The 18,951-nt window shown below is 49.7% G+C and carries 11 protein-coding genes and 6 pseudogenes; 10 read left to right on the top strand and 7 right to left on the bottom strand.

Annotated features, from left to right (window positions below):
* Positions 1-106: 106 nt before the first annotated feature.
* Positions 107-235 (top strand): annotated as a pseudogene (locus tag DZ54_RS27355) (DUF6435 family protein); the annotation flags it as partial.
* On the opposite strand, the gene DZ54_RS0105205 reads toward DZ54_RS27355, so the two are convergent.
* Positions 232-2,040 (bottom strand): ABC transporter transmembrane domain-containing protein, encoded by a 1,809-nt coding sequence (locus DZ54_RS0105205; protein ID WP_081721596.1) that lies wholly within the window; start codon positions 2,038-2,040, stop codon positions 232-234. The pseudogene DZ54_RS27355 and the gene DZ54_RS0105205 sit on opposite strands and share 4 nt — an antisense overlap.
* 311 nt (positions 2,041-2,351) lie before the next feature.
* Between DZ54_RS0105205 and DZ54_RS19305 the strand changes: the two are divergent.
* The 5 genes and pseudogenes from DZ54_RS19305 to DZ54_RS0105185 all read left to right on the top strand — a co-directional run bounded on the left by DZ54_RS19305 (position 2,352) and on the right by DZ54_RS0105185 (position 6,613).
* Positions 2,352-2,833, top strand: a pseudogene (locus tag DZ54_RS19305) (DUF3015 domain-containing protein).
* A 106-nt stretch (positions 2,834-2,939) separates the two neighbouring features.
* Complete coding sequence (locus DZ54_RS25845) at positions 2,940-3,431, top strand: DUF7843 domain-containing protein (protein ID WP_240473920.1); 492 nt, start codon at positions 2,940-2,942, stop codon at positions 3,429-3,431.
* Complete coding sequence (locus tag DZ54_RS19300; protein ID WP_240473919.1) at positions 3,428-4,861, top strand: Lnb N-terminal periplasmic domain-containing protein; 1,434 nt, start codon at positions 3,428-3,430, stop codon at positions 4,859-4,861. The genes DZ54_RS25845 and DZ54_RS19300 overlap by 4 nt, the downstream gene beginning before the upstream one ends.
* Before the next feature lie 212 nt (positions 4,862-5,073).
* Complete coding sequence (arfB, locus tag DZ54_RS0105190) at positions 5,074-5,487, top strand: alternative ribosome rescue aminoacyl-tRNA hydrolase ArfB (protein WP_025673316.1); 414 nt, start codon at positions 5,074-5,076, stop codon at positions 5,485-5,487.
* 118 nt (positions 5,488-5,605) lie between these two features.
* Positions 5,606-6,613 (top strand): substrate-binding domain-containing protein, encoded by a 1,008-nt coding sequence (locus tag DZ54_RS0105185; RefSeq protein ID WP_025673315.1) that lies wholly within the window; start codon positions 5,606-5,608, stop codon positions 6,611-6,613.
* 3 nt (positions 6,614-6,616) lie between these two features.
* On the opposite strand, the pseudogene edd reads toward DZ54_RS0105185, so the two are convergent.
* Both edd and DZ54_RS0105175 read right to left on the bottom strand, forming a co-directional pair.
* Positions 6,617-8,429 (bottom strand): annotated as a pseudogene (gene edd / locus DZ54_RS19295) (phosphogluconate dehydratase).
* Complete coding sequence (locus DZ54_RS0105175; protein ID WP_025673314.1) at positions 8,426-8,947, bottom strand: gluconokinase; 522 nt, start codon at positions 8,945-8,947, stop codon at positions 8,426-8,428. The pseudogene edd and the gene DZ54_RS0105175 overlap by 4 nt, the downstream one beginning before the upstream one ends.
* Positions 8,948-9,099: 152 nt before the next feature.
* On the opposite strand from DZ54_RS0105175, the gene DZ54_RS0105170 reads away from it, so the two are divergent.
* From DZ54_RS0105170 to DZ54_RS19285, 4 genes and pseudogenes are all read left to right on the top strand, one after another.
* Complete coding sequence (locus DZ54_RS0105170; protein WP_025673313.1) at positions 9,100-10,479, top strand: GntP family permease; 1,380 nt, start codon at positions 9,100-9,102, stop codon at positions 10,477-10,479.
* A gap of 9 nt (positions 10,480-10,488) precedes the next feature.
* The gene (locus DZ54_RS0105165; RefSeq protein WP_025673312.1) at positions 10,489-11,097 is read left to right on the top strand and encodes a bifunctional 4-hydroxy-2-oxoglutarate aldolase/2-dehydro-3-deoxy-phosphogluconate aldolase; all 609 of its coding nucleotides are present in this window, start codon (positions 10,489-10,491) and stop codon (positions 11,095-11,097) included.
* A 157-nt stretch (positions 11,098-11,254) separates the two neighbouring features.
* Positions 11,255-13,197, top strand: a pseudogene (locus tag DZ54_RS19290) (RecQ family ATP-dependent DNA helicase).
* Between the two features lie 227 nt (positions 13,198-13,424).
* Positions 13,425-14,822, top strand: a complete 1,398-nt coding sequence (locus DZ54_RS19285; protein ID WP_128080453.1) for a transporter substrate-binding domain-containing diguanylate cyclase — start codon at positions 13,425-13,427, stop codon at positions 14,820-14,822.
* A gap of 68 nt (positions 14,823-14,890) precedes the next feature.
* On the opposite strand, the pseudogene DZ54_RS19280 reads toward DZ54_RS19285, so the two are convergent.
* The 4 genes and pseudogenes from DZ54_RS19280 to DZ54_RS19275 form a co-directional block, all read right to left on the bottom strand.
* Positions 14,891-16,026: pseudogene (locus DZ54_RS19280) on the bottom strand (M20 family metallopeptidase).
* A gap of 8 nt (positions 16,027-16,034) precedes the next feature.
* Entirely contained in the window at positions 16,035-16,502 is a 468-nt protein-coding gene (locus DZ54_RS0105145; protein ID WP_025673311.1) for a YjiG family protein, read from the bottom strand.
* Entirely contained in the window at positions 16,499-17,236 is a 738-nt protein-coding gene (locus tag DZ54_RS0105140; RefSeq protein WP_025673310.1) for a nucleoside recognition domain-containing protein, read from the bottom strand. Before DZ54_RS0105140 ends, DZ54_RS0105145 begins: the two co-directional genes overlap by 4 nt.
* A gap of 321 nt (positions 17,237-17,557) precedes the next feature.
* Positions 17,558-18,804, bottom strand: a pseudogene (locus tag DZ54_RS19275) (aromatic amino acid transport family protein).
* Positions 18,805-18,951: the final 147 nt, after the last annotated feature.

Below are 18,951 nucleotides of genomic sequence, written 5' to 3'. Positions count from 1 at the left end.
GAACGGTCATCTAAGCTTAGGTAAACATCGTAATGATGACGGTAATCAATCTATAAGGATCCACTATGTTCTCGTTTTTAAAACCTAATCCAGTAAAACTAGAAAACAGTACGATGCCAAGCAACAACAAGCCTTTGAAGCGCAACGCAATGGCGATATCAGAGGTTACTCACTCATGACCGAAGAAGCAGAAAAAATAGATCAACAAATAAAAGCCCTAGAAAAAAACGCTTAGGGGTTTACAGGCTCATTAAATTGACGGTTGACCAATCGTTGGTATAAAGGGCAGCGCGTCAGCAAGTCGGTATGGCTGCCCACATCCACCAGCTTACCTTGATCCATCACTACAATGCGGTCAGCATGCTGAATGGTCGATAAGCGGTGAGCGATAATCAAGGTAGTGCGGTCACGCATCAAAGCAGCCAAACCTTGCTGTACCGCATGCTCACTTTCACTATCCAGCGCGCTAGTGGCTTCATCAAGCAACAAAATCCGCGGATCCTTGAGAATCGCGCGTGCAATCGCGATGCGCTGCCGTTGTCCGCCCGAAAGCCGCACGCCTCGCTCGCCGAGAAAGCTGTGATAACCCTCCGGCAATTGCTGAATAAATTCATCGGCGTGCGCTTGAATCGCCGCTTCTTTCACGGCTTGCTCACTGGCGGCTGGCTTACCGTAGCGGATGTTACCTATCACATCATCGCTAAACAGGGCCGGTTGTTGCGGCACTAATGCCATTTGTTGGCGCAAGCCTTGCGGGGACAAGGTGCGAATATCTTGCCCGCCCAGCATAATCGCGCCTGACTGCGGATCATAAAAGCGTTGCAGTAATTCAAATACCGTGGTTTTCCCCGCTCCCGACGGTCCGACTAAGGCGACGACTTCACCTGGCTGAATATATAAACTCAGTGTATCAATCGCTGCTTGATGGGGACGCGTGGGATAATGAAAATGCACCGCTTCAAAGCGAATAGCATTGCTCAGCGTTTGAGGGTTGATTGGCGCGGTGGTTGGCGTACGAATATGGCTTTGCACGTGCAAAAGCTCCACCAAGCGCTCCGTCGCGCCAGCCGCGCGCTGCAATTCTCCCAGCACTTCAGACAAGGTGGCCATCGAGGAAGCAACCATGATGGCGAAAAACACAAACGCCCCCAGATCGCCAGCCGACATGGTGCCGTGGATCACATCTCGACCGCCAACCCACAACATGCCGGTGATGGCGCTAAATACAATCACGATCACGCCGGAAATAAGAATGGCTCTTTGTTTCACGCGTTCGCGCCCGATGTGATAGGCACGCTCTACCTCTTGTCCAAATGCAGCTTTGGCGTGATCTTCTACCGCGAAGCTTTGCACGGTTTTAATATTGGCGATCGCTTCACCGGCATAACTGCCCACCTCCGCCATCGAGTCTTGGCTTTGCCGCGATAACACCCGCACGCGGCGGCCATAAATCAAAATCGGCACCAGAATAAAGGGCACGGATGCCAGTACAATCAAGGTCAGTTTGATGTCGGTAGCAAACAACATGATGATGGCGCCTAGACACAACAAGGCACTACGCATCGCCATGGAAAACGAGGAACCGATGATATTTTGCAGCAAGCTGGTGTCAGTGGTGATCCGCGACATGATTTCGCCGCTGCCGTGGGTTTCAAAATAGCTCGGATGCAGACCAATCACATGATCAAACACCGCTTGGCGTATATCAGCACTGACCCGTTCACCGACCGAAGACACTAAATAAAAACGAAAAAAGGTGCCGACGGCGATTAATACGGTGATCAGCAAAAGAAACTGCACGGCATTGCCAAGCTCAACCAGTGATTGCTGCGCAAAGCCTTGGTCTATCAAAAGCCGAACACCGTGTCCTACCGAGAGCGTCAATGACGCGGTGAACACCAAGGCCAGCAATGCGGCGCTTACTTGCCAGCGATAAGGGCGAATAAAGGCAATAAGCTCCCAAAGAATGGTGAGATTTTTACTTTTTCGGGTCGACACCGATGTTGCCGAGACTGTGTCCGTTGCGGTTTGATTTGCCATAAGTTCACTTAGTGCTGTCCTTGCACGCTAGGGGCGTTAATAGCTAACGAGTATGTCTATAGTGGGTGCTTTGACCCACCTGTGTGCGTTGGACTACATATATTTTGGTCCAAATAAGGTGTTATAGCGCGCTATTTGTCTTGCTTTGAGCAGCTAATCCCAATTTCGCAGAGATGTCGTTGAAATTATACAAAACAGTCAATAAAATCAGCACACCAAATTTTTAGCGTTTTCCTGTCTAATAATCTCACATTTGAGAAGCTATTTTGGGGTAAACTCTTTTTACATCATTTTCAATCAAAAGGATTACCATGAAAAAATTTATCGCTATTGCTGCACTTGCTACCCTTCCACTTTCTGGCGCGGCTTGGCAGATTCAGATATCGGTTGTGGTCTCGGCACAATGGTATTTGATGGTCAACAAGGAAAGGTTTACAAAGTCCTCGGCGCCACAACAAACGGCACCTCTGGTAACCAAACCTTTGGTATCACCTTTGGTACGTTAGGCTGTGACGGCACCGGCACCATTGATTCACAGCAGAAGCTAGCCATGTTCATCGACGGAAATATGGACAATTTAGCACGTGATATCGCACGTGGCGAAGGCGAGACGTTGGCAACGCTTTCTGAAGTGTGGGGCATCAAAGATGCAGATAAAGCAGCATTTAATAACGTTGCAAAACAAAACTTCGCGTCAATTGTGACCTCTGACCAAGTGACTTCACAGGAAGTACTCACCAACCTAAATACCGTGGTTGCGCAGAACGAGCAGCTGTCAGCGTATAAAATCTAAGTGTTATAACACTTGATGGTTATCCGCCATGCAGAGGCGGTTATTAAGTACGAAAGTGCCCTTTTTGGGCACTTTCATGTTTCTGGATGTGAATCGTTGTACTGATATGAGACTGTTTAATTCTCGCGCCTCGCTATTTGTTCGTCTTAGTCTCATCATTCTCTCTCTCTTTAGCGCGTCAGCTTTGGCGAAGACGTCTGATTTTACAAAGACGGCTACGTTTGCGAAGACAGCGACTGTTACGAAAAATAGTGACTTTGATATTCCTACCTTGGCCAACCAGTCATACTGGCTAAAACTGGGTCACTACCTCCCTAATACGCTATCGGGCTATGAAAGTACGATTGATTCAGAAGACTTTTTTCTTGCCGCTAACGGAAAGACACACCCGAAACAAGAGCTAGCGGCAACAATCAATGCGCTTTACCATGCTGACGCTTCCGTCGCAAAAGCGGCAAGATGCCAATATCCCGCGCGTTTTACCTGGCTCGAGTCGAAAGCGGGACGCACTGCACAACTGGATTGTCCGGAACTTGAACGCTGGCAAAAGGTGCTTGATCCCGACGGTATGACCTGGTTTTTCCAACTGCCTTTATGAACAACCCCTCCTCTATGTTTGGTCATACACTGCTGCGAATTGACGCGCAAGATCAAACACGGAATAAAGAATTGGTGGCATTCGCAGTCAATTTTGCTGCGGAACCCAGCCAAGACGACAACGCCGCTTTGTATGCCGCAAAGGGGCTATTTGGCGCCTACCCAGGACAATTTACCGTGATGCCTTATTATCGCAAAGTTCGCGAGTATAACGACATTGAGTCACGAGATATTTGGGAGTACCCCCTTAACTTGTCCGAACAAGAGGTCAACCGCGTATTGCTGCATTTGTGGGAGATGCAAAGCGCGACCTTCGATTACTACTTTCTTGACGAAAACTGCTCATACCAACTGCTCGCGTTGCTTCAGCTGGCTCGCAATGATTTAAATTTGGTTGATGACTTCCCGTTTCAAGCGATCCCGTCAGATACAGTAAAAACGCTAGCCAATCATGATTTGATTAAGACGCCCAATTTCCGTGCCTCATTTGGTACTCGCTTATTAAATATATCGCAACAAGCCTCTCATACTGTGTTTGACGCTGCGCAAAAAGCAAAAAATGGCGATTTTCCAGACCACCAGCAATACACTGACGAGCAATTGGCCGCGATTTATGAATTTGCTTACGAGTGGCTTAATTTCGATTTTTATGATCAAGCTCTTCCCAGGGATCCTTATGCACAGCGTCTCACTCAGTTACTTGCATTGCGCAGCCAAATCGATGCCGCCTCGCCGTTTGAACCAGTAAAAAATACCAATATCGCGCCGGATAAAGGCCACGGATCTACACGTATTGGGATTGGCGCGAGAGCAGCGATGTATCGTTCAGATGCCCTTACGTTTGCGTGGCGCGCCGCTTACCATGACTTATTGGATCCTCAAGATGGCTTTGTGCCCGGCGCACAAATCAGTTTTGTCGATGTCGCAGTCAGTCATGATGAGGACGGTCATACACAACTGGATAAGCTCTATCTGATCGATGCGATGACCATCGCGCCGAAAAAGCCGGTTTTCTCTAGCCTATCGTGGAACGTTCGTGCAGGTTTTGATCGCCAGCCGACCACGGACAAGCAGGAAGGTCGTTGGTTTGCGCAAGGAGGCATGGGTCAGTCATGGGGAGACAGTAACGGTTTACACGCTTATGCCTTGTGGTCCACCTCTTTGAGTCACGGGGCTGCCAGCGATGATCAATTTAATCTAGCAACCGGCCTAGAATCAGGATTACTATGGCAACTTGCTGATGACCATCGTCTCGGCGTGCAAGCACAGTATCTGCCGCTGCTTAATCGTTCCTCACTGACGCAATCACAAGTCGATATGACTTGGCACTGGCGCGTCACCAATGATTGGTCTATACGCAGTCAAGCACGCTATCAGCATTGGAAGAACGAAGAGGTGAGTGGTCACATTACAAGCTATTTTTACTTTTAACTATCCGTCCTTAATGATAACAACGGACACCGTTATATGAAAATTACCAGTCTGGTGTTAGAAGGGGCCATTGAGCACAGAGACAGCCTAGTGTTTGATTTACTCTGACGGTTCTATTCAACTTGCCTAAAGGGCTAAGGCCTGCGGCCACATTTGCGCCATAGGCCGGATTCTATGTACACTGCGCCCTTATTCCAAATATGAGAGGTTGTATGCTCACCCTATCGAATAAGGTGGCAATTCCTGACGCTGAGATTGAGCTCACGGCGATTCGGGCAGCAGGGAAAGGCGGACAGAACGTCAATAAAGTGTCGAGTGCGATTCATCTGCGTTTTGATATCACTGCCTCGTCACTCCCTGATGCCTATAAAATGCGATTAATGACGTTGTCTGACTCGCGTATCTCTAAAGATGGCGTCGTTGTGATCAAAGCACAAAACTATCGCACCCAAGAGCTAAACCGAGAAGATGCGTTAGAACGCCTTGCCGCACTGATCAAGGGGGCAATGGTCGAACAGAAAAAACGCAAGCCAACCCGGCCCACGAAAGCATCACAGCGTCGCCGCGTAGAATCCAAAAAACGCAAAAGTCAGACGAAGTCTCTGCGTGGAAAAGTGGCGCCTTAACCTTCAATATCTTGGGTCTGCTGTTCTGCAGTCTATATTTTTATCTCCCCACCACGTTTTGCTTGCTTATCCGTAACCGGATTGCTCTAATGTTACAAGTAACATTTATCGTTAGTGTATTGAGATGACAGAAAAAAGAAACCGGGCCACCTTACAAGATATTGCTGACCGCGTGGGGATGACTAAAATGACGGTCTCACGCTATATGCGCAACCCAGAGTCAGTCGCTCCCGGTACACGCGACAAGATTGCCGCTGTGATTGAACAGTTGGGATACATTCAAAACCGTGTGCCCGCCATGCTATCCAAAGCATCGAGCAAAGCGATTGGTATTGTACTGCCCTCACTGTCTAACCAGGTGTTTGCCCATTTAGTACAGGGTATTGAGCGCGTAACCCAGGCACATGGCTACGATATTTTAATTACGCACGCCGGCTACAGCGAGCAGGCAGAAGAAGAGAAAATTGCTTCCCTGCTCTCTTATCAAGTAGATGGCTTGATCCTGACAGAAACCAACCATACGCCACGTACTTTGCAAATGTTAAAAACGGCAGCGATCCCTGTGGTAGAAACCATGGAGCTCCCGGACACTCCGATTGATATGGCCGTGGGGCTTGATCATGAGCAAGCCGCCTATGATGCGGTTCAAGCGATGATCAACAAAGGTAAAACACAGATTGTGTACTTGGCGGCTCGGCTAGATACCCGAACCCAGTTGCGGCGCAAAGGGTATGAACGCGCGATGAAAGAGGCCGGACTCACTCCTCGTTGTGTCGCAACAGAGCAACATTCCTCCTTTAGTTTGGGCGAAACCTTACTCAACCAAACCTTGGCACGCTACCCAAACTGTGATGGGTTGTTTTGTACCAATGATGACCTCGCCGTCGGTGCATTACTTGCCTGTAAAGAGCAAGGCATTGGCGTGCCTGAAGCGCTAGGCATTGTCGGCTACAATGCGTTGGATATTGGCACTGTGGTCAGCCCAAGACTCACCAGTGTCGCTACGCCCCGCGAATTAATCGGTGAGCGCAGTGCGACACTGCTGATCCAAGCGTTGAGCGGCGAAACCATCACCGAAAAAGTACATGCTGTCGCACACACCATCACAGACGGCACCAGCTTATAACCATTAAGTTTGAATGGGTGATGATGGAAATAAATAAGTCGCCCCTTCGTCAGCACGTGACACCTGCTGACGCGCCGCGACAAACAAGTCACGTCCCCACGTTTTGGTCGCTTGAAGCGGCTCCGCCATGGGGCGTTGAGATAAGTCAGCCTGACACGTCAACACGCCAGCATTGGCATCTAGCGTGATCATATCCCCGTTTTGAAGGGCAGCAAGCGCACCGCCATGCATGGCTTCAGGGCATACGTGCAAGGCAGCAGGCACCTTACCTGACGCCCCCGATAGTCGACCATCAGTGATTAACGCGACTTGGTAACCCATTTTTTGCACATTGCCGAGAATAGGCATGAGTTTATGAAGCTCTGGCATGCCATTGGCGGCAGGACCATTGAAACGTACCACAACGACGACATCTTGGTTGAGCTCGCCACGTTGATAGGACCGCTCGACCTCGTGCTGACAATCAAACACCCGTGCAAGCGCACAAACAACGCGATGCGCGGGATCCACCGCGGAGACTTTGATCACCGCGTTACCAATATTCCCGGATAGCATACGTAACCCACTGGTGGCACTGAAATACGAGCCGGGAGTGGCAATTACCTCAGCATCAATAGAAGGCGCTGCAGGCACCCAGTCAAGCTGCCCATCGTCTAATATGGGTCGCGTCAATTGGTCGCTAAATTGGCCGACTGCAGGCAGGGTATCGGCATGCAATAACCCGACGTCATGTAAATGCGCCATGAGCGCGGGTACGCCTCCAGCCGCTTCAAAGGCATTGATATCAGCCGGCCCATTGGGATAAACACGAGCAAGCAAAGGGACCACATGGGACAGCGCATCAATATCTTCCCATGTCAGGATAATGCCTGCCGCACGCGCCATAGCCACTAAATGGATGGTATGGTTGGTGCTGCCGCCCGACGCTAAGAGCGCGACCACGCCGTTAATAACGCTTTTTTCAGTCACCACATCGGCTAATGATCGGTAAGTGGCACTTCCCGCATGCTGAGATGCCAATGCTGTCGCCGCGTGGTGAGTCAATGCTTGGCGCAATGCTGAGTCTGGCGCGACAAAGGCGGCACCCGGTAAGATTAATCCCATGGCCTCTAGCACCAGTTGATTGGTATTAGCCGTGCCATAGAAGGTGCAGGTTCCCGGACTGTGATAAGCCTGACATTCCATGGCGAGTAGCGCGTCTTTACCTACTTCGCCTGCGGCATAAGCTTGACGTACCGCCACTTTTTGATCATTGCTGGTACCTGTTGCCATTGGGCCGGAGGGAACAAATAAGGTCGGTAAGTGGGCGTAGGCGAGCGCACCCATCAATTGTCCCGGTGCAATTTTATCGCATACGCCAAGCAGTAGTGTGGCGTCATACACATTATGACTCAGCGAAATCGCGGTCGCTTGTGCAATCACATCACGCGAAAACAGCGAACATCTCCATCCCCGGCTGGCCTTGCGTCACCCCATCACACATCGCCGGCACACTCCCCGCCACTTGCGCAGTGTGGCCCAGCGGTAACAAGGCGGCTTTTATTTGGTCTGGGTAGTGAGCATAAGGGGCATGGGCACTCAGCATATCGTTATAGGCACTGATAATTGCCACATTGGCGGTGGTCATATCCAGCATATGCTGTTTATCTTGCTGGCACGACGCGGCAACCGCATGCGCCATGTTGCCGCAAGACAGGTTGGTACGCGCTTTTCCCGCATCGGCTTGCATCTGCGTCTGGTGTAAAAATGCGGTGCGCGTTGACTGGCTGCGTTCACACAAGGCGTCGGTTACCGTAACAAGCGTCGGATGTATCATTCGGCATCCTCCTTGTTTGCTAAAGCTTGCACCGCGCGCGTCACCACAGTATCAATATCAGCATCAATGCCGACGCGGACAACATCAGGCTCATCGTCATCCGGCACTTCGAGCGTAGAAAACTGGCTATCTAGCATATGGGTTTTCATAAAATGCCCTTTGCGTGCACGAAGCCGCGCTAAAATCAGCGCATAGTCCCCATCCAGAAACAAAAAGGTAACGTTCTGATTGCCATCACGGATCTGGTCGCGATAGCGGCGCTTTAAGGCTGAGCACACAATCACGCCATATTCATGTTTGTGCTCCAAACTAAAAGCAGCATCGCGAATCCGCTCCAACCAAGGCGTCCGGTCATGATCATCAAGCGGCTTGCCCGTTGCCATTTTTTCGATATTCGCACGCGGATGTAAGTCATCGCCATCAATAAACTTCGCCCCCAGGCGCTGTGCCAGCTTTGTGCCTAAGGTACTTTTCCCCGAGCCACTGACGCCCATCACAATCACACTGCCAATTGCCATACCCACTCCTTAGCGAGATTTTAACCAGATCTCATTTTTGATAACGCATTCAATAATTGTCTTTATCTTAGTGTGGTTACCGGTAACATGTTACCGGTAACGTTGAGATTTGTGAAGTTTGACACAAACATCCTGGTCTAAAGAGGTGAGCCATGGAACTACTCGCACAAAGCCCTGAACCCACTACCCTACTCTTGATAGCATTGGGCGCTATCATATTGTTATTACTACTAATAATGAAACTTAAGGTGCATGCATTTGCATCATTGACATTGGTGAGCTTAGGCACAGCACTGGCCACGGGTATCCCTATCGACGACGTCGTGCCAACCATGATGACAGGGTTTGGCGGCACGCTAGCGTCGGTCGCCTTACTGGTCGGGCTGGGTGCCATGATAGGTAAAATTCTCGAAGTCACCGGCGGGGCCAATGTGTTGGCCGATACCCTGATCGACCGCTTTGGAGAAGCGCGGGCGCCGTTTGCATTGGGGCTCGCATCCTTGCTATTTGGCTTTCCGATCTTCTTTGACGCGGGGCTGATTGTGATGATGCCCATTATGTTTAGCGTCGCGAAGCGATTAGGCGGCTCTCCGATCAAGTATGCCCTACCGGTTGCCGGTGCATTTGCCGTTATGCACACCTTTGTGCCACCACATCCTGGTCCCGTTGCTGCCTCGGATTTACTCGGTGCAGACATGGGCCTATTATTGGTCGTCGGGCTACTGGTTTCACTACCCACTTGGTATTTAGGCGGCTATCTATTCGGTTTGTATGCCGGCAAGAAATTCAATATTCCGCTGGCGAAGGCGTTTTTAAATACAGAAGTGATGTTTAAAAGCAAAAAGGATCACCCCGCCTTTTCTACCGTGCTGATGATCTTACTGCTACCTGTCATGTTGATTTTCCTTGATACAGGTTTGAACGCGCTCAGTGTTGCAGGCGTCATTGACGGCGAGAGCCCATTGGTCGGTTTTCTGCGTATGCTGGGTAAAACGCCGGTGGCACTGCTGATCACACTACTAACGTGCTTGCTCGTCTTTGGCCAAAAGCTTGGCAAAAGTAAAATGGAAAAACTGTGTACCGACTCCTTAGCACCCATTTGTGCGGTGATTTTGGTGACCGGCGCCGGCGGGATGTTTGGTGGGGTATTGCGTGCCAGCGGCATTGGTCAGGCCTTAGCCTCCATGCTTTCTGACACCGGTATGCCGGTAATATTGGCCGCATTTGTGATTGCCACCTGCTTACGCGTCGCGCAAGGCTCTGCCACGGTGGCACTCACCACCACGGCCGCGCTGATTGCGCCCACGGTGTCGCATACTGTTGGCCTCTCCCAACTCGATTTATGCTTTATTGTTATTGCGATTGCAGGTGGGGCAACCGTGCTCTCTCACTTCAACGACTCAGGCTTTTGGCTCGTATCGCGTTTACTCGAAATGGATGAAAAAACCACGCTAAAAACGTGGACTGTGATGGAAACCCTGCTCGGGACTATCGCATTTGTTATCGTCGCGCTATTAAGCGTTTTACTGTAAGGAAATCTCATGACTGAACTGAATCAACGCCTTAAGGCAATTCGTATTGTGCCAGTGATTGCGATCAATAATGCGGACGATGCTGTCCCGTTAGCACAAACCTTGGTAGACAATGGCTTGCCATGTGCAGAAATCACCTTTCGCACCGACGCCGCCGCGAGCGCGATTCGTAACATGCGCGATACGTATCCCGACATGCTCATTGGCGCGGGGACTGTACTAACCACAGCACAAGTAGACGCCGCGATTGACGCTGGTGCCGATTTTATCGTCAGCCCTGGGCTTAACCCCACCACGGTGAAACATTGTCAGCAACGCGGTATTACCATCATCCCTGGGATCAACAACCCAAGTTTAGTCGAGCAAGCCATGGAACTTGGGATCGAGACAGTGAAGTTTTTCCCTGCGGAAGCCTCCGGCGGTATTGCGATGTTAAAAGCGCTATCTGCGGTGTATCCCGTCAACTTTATGCCGACTGGCGGCGTGAGCGAAAAGAATGTCAGCGATTATCTCGCATTACCCTCTGTGCTGGCATGTGGCGGTACGTGGATGGTCCCAGCCACATTAATTGATGAGCAAAAGTGGGATGAGATCGCAACACTGGTTAAGGCGTTGTGATGGCTCTCGCATCGGGTCAGGAAAGCTTTTTCCGCTTATCGAAGATGAATGGGGTCGCTCGCACGCATGCCTCCCGAGCTTGTAACGTCGGCTCGTAGCCGATACCGTCTCTTTCCGGTTCATAAACAAACACTCGGTTAAAATGGAGAGAGGCGGTATGTTGACGCAGGCACTTGAGCAAGTTTTTGGGTTTTCATCATTTCGTGCAGGACAAGAATCGGTGATCTCGCGTGTGATGCAAGGTGAATCAGCCTGTGCAATTTTTCCTACCGGTGCGGGTAAATCACTTTGTTATCAATTGCCTGCCACACAACTGCCCCACTTAACCTTGGTGATTTCGCCCTTGCTGGCGTTAATGCATGACCAAATCGCCTTTATGACCCGCAAAGGCATTGCCGCTGCCACCATCGATTCCACGCAGACTCCCGAGCAAACCAAACAAGTAATGGCCCAAGTCCGTCGCGGCGATATCCAGGTGCTGATGATTTCAGTCGAGCGTTTGAATAACGAACGCTTTCGCCAGTTTATTACCCCTATCCCAATCTCGTTATTGGTGGTGGATGAAGCGCATTGTATCTCTGAATGGGGACACAATTTTCGCCCTGATTACCTCAAACTCCCCGCTTACCGAGTGCAATTGAATATTCCGCAAGTGTKGCTCTTGACTGCGACTGCGACACCAGCGGTGGTCGAAGACATGCAGAAAAAATTTGCGATCCCAGCGAATAACACCACATTGACGGGGTTTTATCGTCCTAACCTGCATCTAAATGTGGTCGCCGTGGAAGAGGCGCAAAAGCGGCAAGCGCTGGTTGAGCAGTTACAGCCTGAACCCCATTTGCCGACCGTCATTTATGTCACCCAGCAGCAAACTGTGGAGGAAGTAGCCCAATGGTTACAAAGCCAGCATATTCCCGCGACGGCTTACCATGCAGGTATGAATCATGATGTCCGCGTGTCAATACAAGAGGCGTTTATGTCGGGTCGATCGCCATGTATTGTTGCGACCATCGCGTTTGGTATGGGCGTCGATAAAGCTGACATCCGGCGTGTCATCCATTTTGATCTACCTAAGTCGATTGAAAACTACAGCCAAGAAATTGGCCGCGCGGGACGAGATGGCCATGAGGCGACGTGCACCGTACTCGCCAACCAATCGAGTTTGAATATCCTGGAGAATTTTATCTACGGCGATACGCCAGATAAAATGGCGATCCAGGCACTTCTTGAAGAAATACAACAAGCTGGTCAACAATGGGAGGTCATGCTCCACAGCCTGTCACGGGCGTATAATATTCGGCTTTTACCCCTTAAGACACTACTGGTTTACTTAGAAATGGCCGGAGTGATCACCAGTCAATACAGTTACTTTGCCGATGTGAAATTCCAATGCATAGAATCGCCCACCACCATTACGGCTAAATTTCACGGCGAACGACACGAATTTGTTGCCCAGCTATTTGCATGCGCGATCAAAGCAAAAACCTGGTACAAGATGGATTTCCAGCAACTGTGGCAACGCTTTGGGGCAGAAAGAAAGCGCGCGTTAACCGCATTGGAGTACTTTCATGAACAAGGTTGGTTATCACTCGCAACCCAACAAGCCACACAAGTGTTTGGCGTGAACACCCACGAGATTGATATTCATGATCAAGCTGAGACGCTGTATGCCCTTTTTGCCAAAAAAGAACAGAGTGAGCTTGCTCGCATCAACCAGCTACTGACATTGTTGGCTTCTTCAACCTGTATTAGCCAGCGCCTTGCCGACTACTTTGGCGATCACGCCGCGCCCACCCGCTGTGGGCACTGCTCGGTATGCCAAGGCCAGATCGCCAATTTGCCCCCGCGCCCTGAATTACCGACAATCGATGCGCAAGCATTATCCTCATGGTGTCAGCATTTTGTCACTGCTTGCGACGGCACCCCAACCTCAGCGGCGATAACGCGCTTTTTACTCGGCTATCGTCACCGCTTCATACAAAAATCAAAGCAAAAGCCATACCTGGGTTTGGCGCACTGGCATCGTATCCGTATCAAACGGTCCACGAGCGCGTGATGGCTGAGCGAGATGCCCTCATTGATGGCCTCATTAACGGATAGTAACGGATAGTGATTTAACGCATCAGCTTATCCGCACCTTGTTACTTCAGCGCGTGTCGCCAAATTGCTGCAGTGTGATGTCGTCAGCGCTGTGGCATTTTCATCTCAATATTGAGGAAAAAATGACATTTATCCCCAGACGTTAAGGTTTATTCATATACTGATGATAACGACGTGATGCGTTGCGCGTCGTATATTTAATTTATTGCCATATTCAAGGGTTGTTTATGCGGCATTCTGGGGCGTTGTATGTTTTGGCCCGCCAAATCGTTTTTATCCTGAGCGTTGGCGTATTGTTATCGATAAGCACCAACGCTCATGCTGATCACAGCGAACAAGCTCAGCCACAAAAACCAGTTTTAAAAGTGGCTAACTCGCACGCGTGGCGTCCATTCTCTTATCTCAATAGCAATCAAGAGCCTAGGGGAATATTAGTTGACTTTTGGAAGGAGTTTGGCCAGCGCAATGGCTATGATATCGAGTTTCTATTAACCGATTGGCAAACGTCAATTGATTTAGTCCGCTCTGGGCAAGCCGATGTCCACGCTGGACTGCTTCAGTCACCTGAACGGTTGAAATTTATGGCGTTCGGCACACCGCTTTTTGCCATCGATACACAAGTGTTTTTCAGTCAATCCATGATGGGCACATCTGCCGACTTTGTCCTTTCCGGTACGACCGATCATAAAATTGGCGTAGTACAAGGCGGGTACGAAGAAGAGTTTATGAGAGCTAAGTTTCCGGACGTAGCACTGCAGCTTTTTCCGAATAATCAAGCGATGCTTGATGCGGCGCTAACCGGCGAGGTTCAAGCATTTATTGCTGATTTGCAGGTCGCCAATTACCATCTTTACACGACGACTAATCAGAATCTTTTTATCCCTGTCAGGCATCTTTATACGAAGATGCTGCACGCCGGGTTTGCGAAAGGGAACACGGCCTTACTTAATCGCATAGACAATAAGTTCGCGTGGCTAGATGACGAGACCAAACGCCAGCTCCTCAATCGCTGGGTGTACTACGATGTCGAGACTGTCTATCCTACCTATCTTTTTCCTGCTTTGGTCGCTATCGGCATTCTTATCGTCACCAGTTATATTGTTTTACTTAAACGAACCGTCAAACAAAAAACTCGCGCGCTGCAAACAGCCAACGATATGCTTCAAGAGCAGGCCATTACCGATTCATTAACGTTCTTGCCCAATCGTCGGTATTTTTATCAACACCTCTATGCCTTGGAGCAAAGTAGGGCCAACATCGCGCTAATGGTGTTTGATATTGATGACTTTAAAGCATTTAACGATGGGTTTGGTCATGCTCACGGGGATGAAGTGCTTTGTTTTGTCGCTAAAACGGCGAAAAGCCTATTGCCGAACGATGCCATCATTGCGCGAATTGGCGGCGAAGAATTTGCCGTGCTCCAGCATTTTGCGAGCGCTGAGCACGCATTGGCGCAAGGGAGGCTTTTGTGTGATGAAATTGCACGACAGAGCTTAGCGCTATTCAACCACGCGTCTAAGCCTGTCACGATCAGTTTAGGCGTCGCTTATTACCCTAACGGTATGCGTCATAATGAGATCGTTGATGCCGACAAAGCGATGTACCAAGCCAAAAACCAAAGGTAAAAATGGTACCGTCCTTCATGTGATCGATTAAGTATTAGGCGGCTACGCATATTGTAGCCGCGAGACGTTTAGGTCATTTTTTGTTCTGCTAAGCGTGATAGCACACGAGCGAGCAGACGGATCCTTGGCTCAATGGAGTCGAGCTGTAAATACTCATCATCACTATGAAAGTTAGCACCTACCGGGCCAAAGCCATCCAAACTAGGGATCCCTAATGCTGCGGTATTATTGGCATCTGATCCGCCTCCCACCGCTTTCCAATGAATAGGCACAGCTTCGTCAAAGGCAGCCGCCTCCACAAGACCCATCAAGTGCTCCGTTTCAGGCGTCGGTACCATCGCCGGTTTGTAGGCTTCGCGAACCAACTCAATGGTGACATCGGGTGTGTAAGGGTGAGAGGCGCGTGCTTGAATGGCTTGATCAAGAGCGCAATAAGCATTGTTGTCCCAGAACCTGACGTCAACCAGTGCCGAGGCATAAGCAGCGACAATATTGGCTCCTGCTCCGCCTTCGATTAAGCCTGCATTAATACTGGTGCCGGCCTCTAGATCTTTCATACTATCGAGAGTAACCAGCCAATGGGCTAATTCTGTAATAGCACTACGTCCTTTTTCAGGCTCGTTCCCAGCATGTGCAGCACGCCCTGAAACCGCAATTTTATAGCGAGCCATGCCTTTTCGGGCTTTGACTAGGCCACCATCTGCACGCGCCGCTTCTGCCACCAGCACATATCGTGCTTTGCGAGCAACAGACTCTATCCAGGCACTGGAATGAATCGAACCCACCTCCTCATCCGGTTCATGCAGACACAAATGCTCAATGCATCGCGTTCCGCTTGCGGCACTGCGCGCAGTGCATACACGATATTAAGCAAGCCTGATTTCATATCTGACACACCGGGACCGTAAGCGAAACCGTCCTCGACATGCATAGGCCGCTCCGCCGCCGTCCCCTGGGGAAAGACCGTATCCATGTGGCCAATCAGCATCACATCGATATGTGGATTGGTTGGCTGGTTGCGTATTTCCAATCCAACTCCTGCCTCGCCACATTCTACCCGCTTAATATGCCATCCTGTCATTTGCTCATATTTATCGGCCATCAGCGCCGCAACCACCTCAATACCCTCTCGTTGAAAGGTGCCACAGTCAACATTGACCAAAGGTGCCAACTCATCCAAGTAGCGTTGCAAAGAAAACGTCATCATGCCTCCTAAAGTAAAAGATTCATCACCCACATGGCGCCAAAAGCATTCAGAATAGAAATGCCGACCATAATAGGGATATAGCGGCCTTCAGTGCCAATCGGGCCCATTACTCGGCCAATGTATTGCACTTGCGAGCCCATTAAATAAATAGCGGGAACCAAGATAGCGATATGGGTACCGGTGAGAATGCCTTGGTCAAACAAGGTGATCACGACACCCACAGCACCGCCCATAGACATCCATGCACCCATGAGCACGGCAGCCGCTTCGCCGGGTAATCCAAACACGGCCATCACCGGTGCAAATACCTCCCCCATCAGGCCCAATAGACCGGTAATTTGGAGTGCCTTGATGATCACAAACGCCATGACAACATTGGGCACAGTCGAGGTTGTTGCGATATGCCACCCTTTTTTAGCACCTTCGACAAAGATGTCAGTGACCATAGGTTTACTGGTAGAAGACTGGGTCATGATGCGTGCTCCTCTTGATAGGATTGCGTCTCTTCTCGCTGCGGCCCTTTGCCCTCAGTCATATTGAGGTACAAACGAAAAATATTGGCACCGATAAACTTAAACAAGAAGATCACGCCAATAGCGAGGCCAATTGACGATGCCACCGCCAGCGAACCGTCTGACATGGTTAAGGTAAAAAGTACCGCGCCAGAGGAAAAGAAGTTGACGATGGTCGCGCCTGCTGTGAACTGAAACATGGTGAATACATCGGTTTCTCGCTTAGTGAGATATCCTTCATCTTTCAGTTGGCGGGTCATTGCCGCGCCAGCATCCGTGCTCTGCATGGACGCGATCAGCGCAAGCCCAGAGTTTCCGGGAATGCCTAACACAGGTTTAAGAAGAGGCGTTAGAAGTTTGCGGGCAGCATCCAGCGCGCCATAGTGCTCAAGCACACCAATCATACCCAGCGCGAACATCACGGTAGGAATTAAGGTCAACGCAAAAATAAAGCCATCGCGTGCGCCACTCCCACCTTTACCACGGAGTGATGTGGTTGCCACCTCTATTGTGCCATCCGTCGCCGTCGTGGCCTGATACGCAACTTGCCCGAAGGAACCGTTCAAAGTGGTGAAATCGAAAACGCCATACCATTGATTGGATTGTAAAAGCCCCGAGAAAAACACCACAGCAAATATCAGTGCTAGATAGCACCCCCAACTTACGTGGCGGCCTGTTTCGGTAGGATGTGTCATAAAAACAGCCCTCAAGTTTGATAAGCATTGATCTCATCATCGGTGCTGACACACAGAAAAAGATTGATAATTGTCAAGTTACCCTGCAAAGAGATTACTGGTTTTTACATAATATGGGCTCATTCAAAAGCTAACAAATAAAACCCCAAACAATGGCAATGAATGTGAGTCTATCGACTGATTTAAATCGATTTATCTGTCACTACTAAAAGATATGCGCAGAGAGTAACGGATAAGAAAACCGTCGGTGAAAGATTATAAAATCTAATGAAAAAAAGCGCCCATTGGGCGCTTTCTAAACGAGGCATTACGTATGCTTAATTAGCCCATTAAGTTGTAGAGCAATGCTGATATCGCAAGCATCCCTGTGATGAAGATAAAGTAAGTCCCGACTTGCCCACGGTATTGCGCCAGCGCTTTAACTTTATATGCCGCAACGGTTGGCATAATGAACAAGATCATCGCAATCACAGGCCCAGATAATGCGCCCATCATGTCAAGGATGCTCGGATTGATCACCGCGCACCCCCAAATGGCAAAAAACATCACGATAACGCCCAGCTTATCGGCGCTTTTGTACGCTAGTTTACTGTGCTTAGTCACCAAGCCGTTCAAACTCTCACGCGCGCCAAGGAAGTGTCCCAAAAACGATGAAGTAATCGCAATGAAAGCAACTAATGGCCCCAAGGTGCCAATAAACGGGTTATGGGTGACATTAGCAAGATACGACAAGACAGACACATTTTGTGCTTTCGCTTCTGCCATTTGCGCGGGGCTAAGTGTTAGTACGCACGAAAATACAAATAGCAATACAAAAGCCACCAGCATTATACCCGCGCGTTTGAGAATTTGCTCTGACTTACCTTGAGCCTCATCACCATAATGGCGGCGCTGAATGTTAGCAAAGCTGGAAATCGCCGCTGCATGGCTAAATGAGAAAATCACCACAGGCACTGCTAACCATAGACTTATCCCCAGATCGCCTATCGGCGGTAAGCTTAGATCCGGCATTTGCCACGATGGAACAAGATAAAAAGACAAAAACGCCAGAATGGCGACCAATGGATAAACCATCGCCGCGAACGCGCGCAGCATCAGGCGTTCCCCCCCAGCATAATCGCGATCATGCCAGCCACTAGCACGCCCGACAGCAACACGCGGTTTGGTGATACCCATCCCAGTTGGTTGACTAAAAAGCTATCAACCGTGTTGGTCAACCCAACGCCGTATATCAATAAAATGGGGAAAATAGAAAGGAAATACAGCATCGAAATCATACGTCCAACGTTCGCGCCGAAATGTTCTGCGACAACATCGGTAAAATCGGCATCTTTGTGACGCGAAGACAGCACAAAGCGGGCCAGGCCTCGGTGGGCCATATAAGTCATTGGAAACGCTAGCACCGCCATAATGATCAGCGGCCAAAAGCCTCCCATGCCTAAATTGATGGGTAGAAACAAAATGCCGGCACCCACCGCTGTCCCGAATAGGCTAAGCGCCCAATGGGTGTCATGCTGGGTCCAGCGGTGTGAAACACTTTTTGAGGAGATCTCTATAGTCTGGTTCACGTCAAACTCTCTTAGTTATAATATTTTATGCGGTTGCATAGTATCGAGTTCGACCTAAACGATCACATATATGTAATAGATATATGTACTAATTGTATCACTTTAAACCCGTCAACTTAGCTGGTTTTATTTTAAAAAGATAGTTTT

The organism is Salinivibrio socompensis S35 (assembly GCF_000513715.1).
In the GTDB taxonomy this organism is placed as follows: Bacteria; Pseudomonadota; Gammaproteobacteria; order Enterobacterales; family Vibrionaceae; genus Salinivibrio; species Salinivibrio socompensis.
Note: the sequence above shows the minus strand (reverse complement) of the source record. Positions and strands in the feature narration are given on the sequence as shown.

Excerpts from the sequence above, each read along its gene's own strand:
- DZ54_RS0105170 (WP_025673313.1), top strand. The coding sequence starts at position 9,100 with ATGGAACTACTCGCACAAAGCCCTGAACCCACTACCCTACTCTTGATA.
- DZ54_RS0105165 (WP_025673312.1), top strand. The coding sequence starts at position 10,489 with ATGACTGAACTGAATCAACGCCTTAAGGCAATTCGTATTGTGCCAGTG.
- DZ54_RS19285 (WP_128080453.1), top strand. The coding sequence starts at position 13,425 with ATGCGGCATTCTGGGGCGTTGTATGTTTTGGCCCGCCAAATCGTTTTT.
- DZ54_RS19300 (WP_240473919.1), top strand. The coding sequence starts at position 3,428 with ATGAACAACCCCTCCTCTATGTTTGGTCATACACTGCTGCGAATTGAC.
- DZ54_RS25845 (WP_240473920.1), top strand. The coding sequence starts at position 2,940 with ATGAGACTGTTTAATTCTCGCGCCTCGCTATTTGTTCGTCTTAGTCTC.
- DZ54_RS0105140 (WP_025673310.1), bottom strand. The coding sequence starts at position 17,236 with ATGACACATCCTACCGAAACAGGCCGCCACGTAAGTTGGGGGTGCTAT.
- DZ54_RS0105175 (WP_025673314.1), bottom strand. The coding sequence starts at position 8,947 with ATGGCAATTGGCAGTGTGATTGTGATGGGCGTCAGTGGCTCGGGGAAA.
- DZ54_RS0105145 (WP_025673311.1), bottom strand. The coding sequence starts at position 16,502 with ATGACCCAGTCTTCTACCAGTAAACCTATGGTCACTGACATCTTTGTC.
- DZ54_RS0105205 (WP_081721596.1), bottom strand. The coding sequence starts at position 2,040 with ATGGCAAATCAAACCGCAACGGACACAGTCTCGGCAACATCGGTGTCG.
- arfB (WP_025673316.1), top strand. The coding sequence starts at position 5,074 with ATGCTCACCCTATCGAATAAGGTGGCAATTCCTGACGCTGAGATTGAG.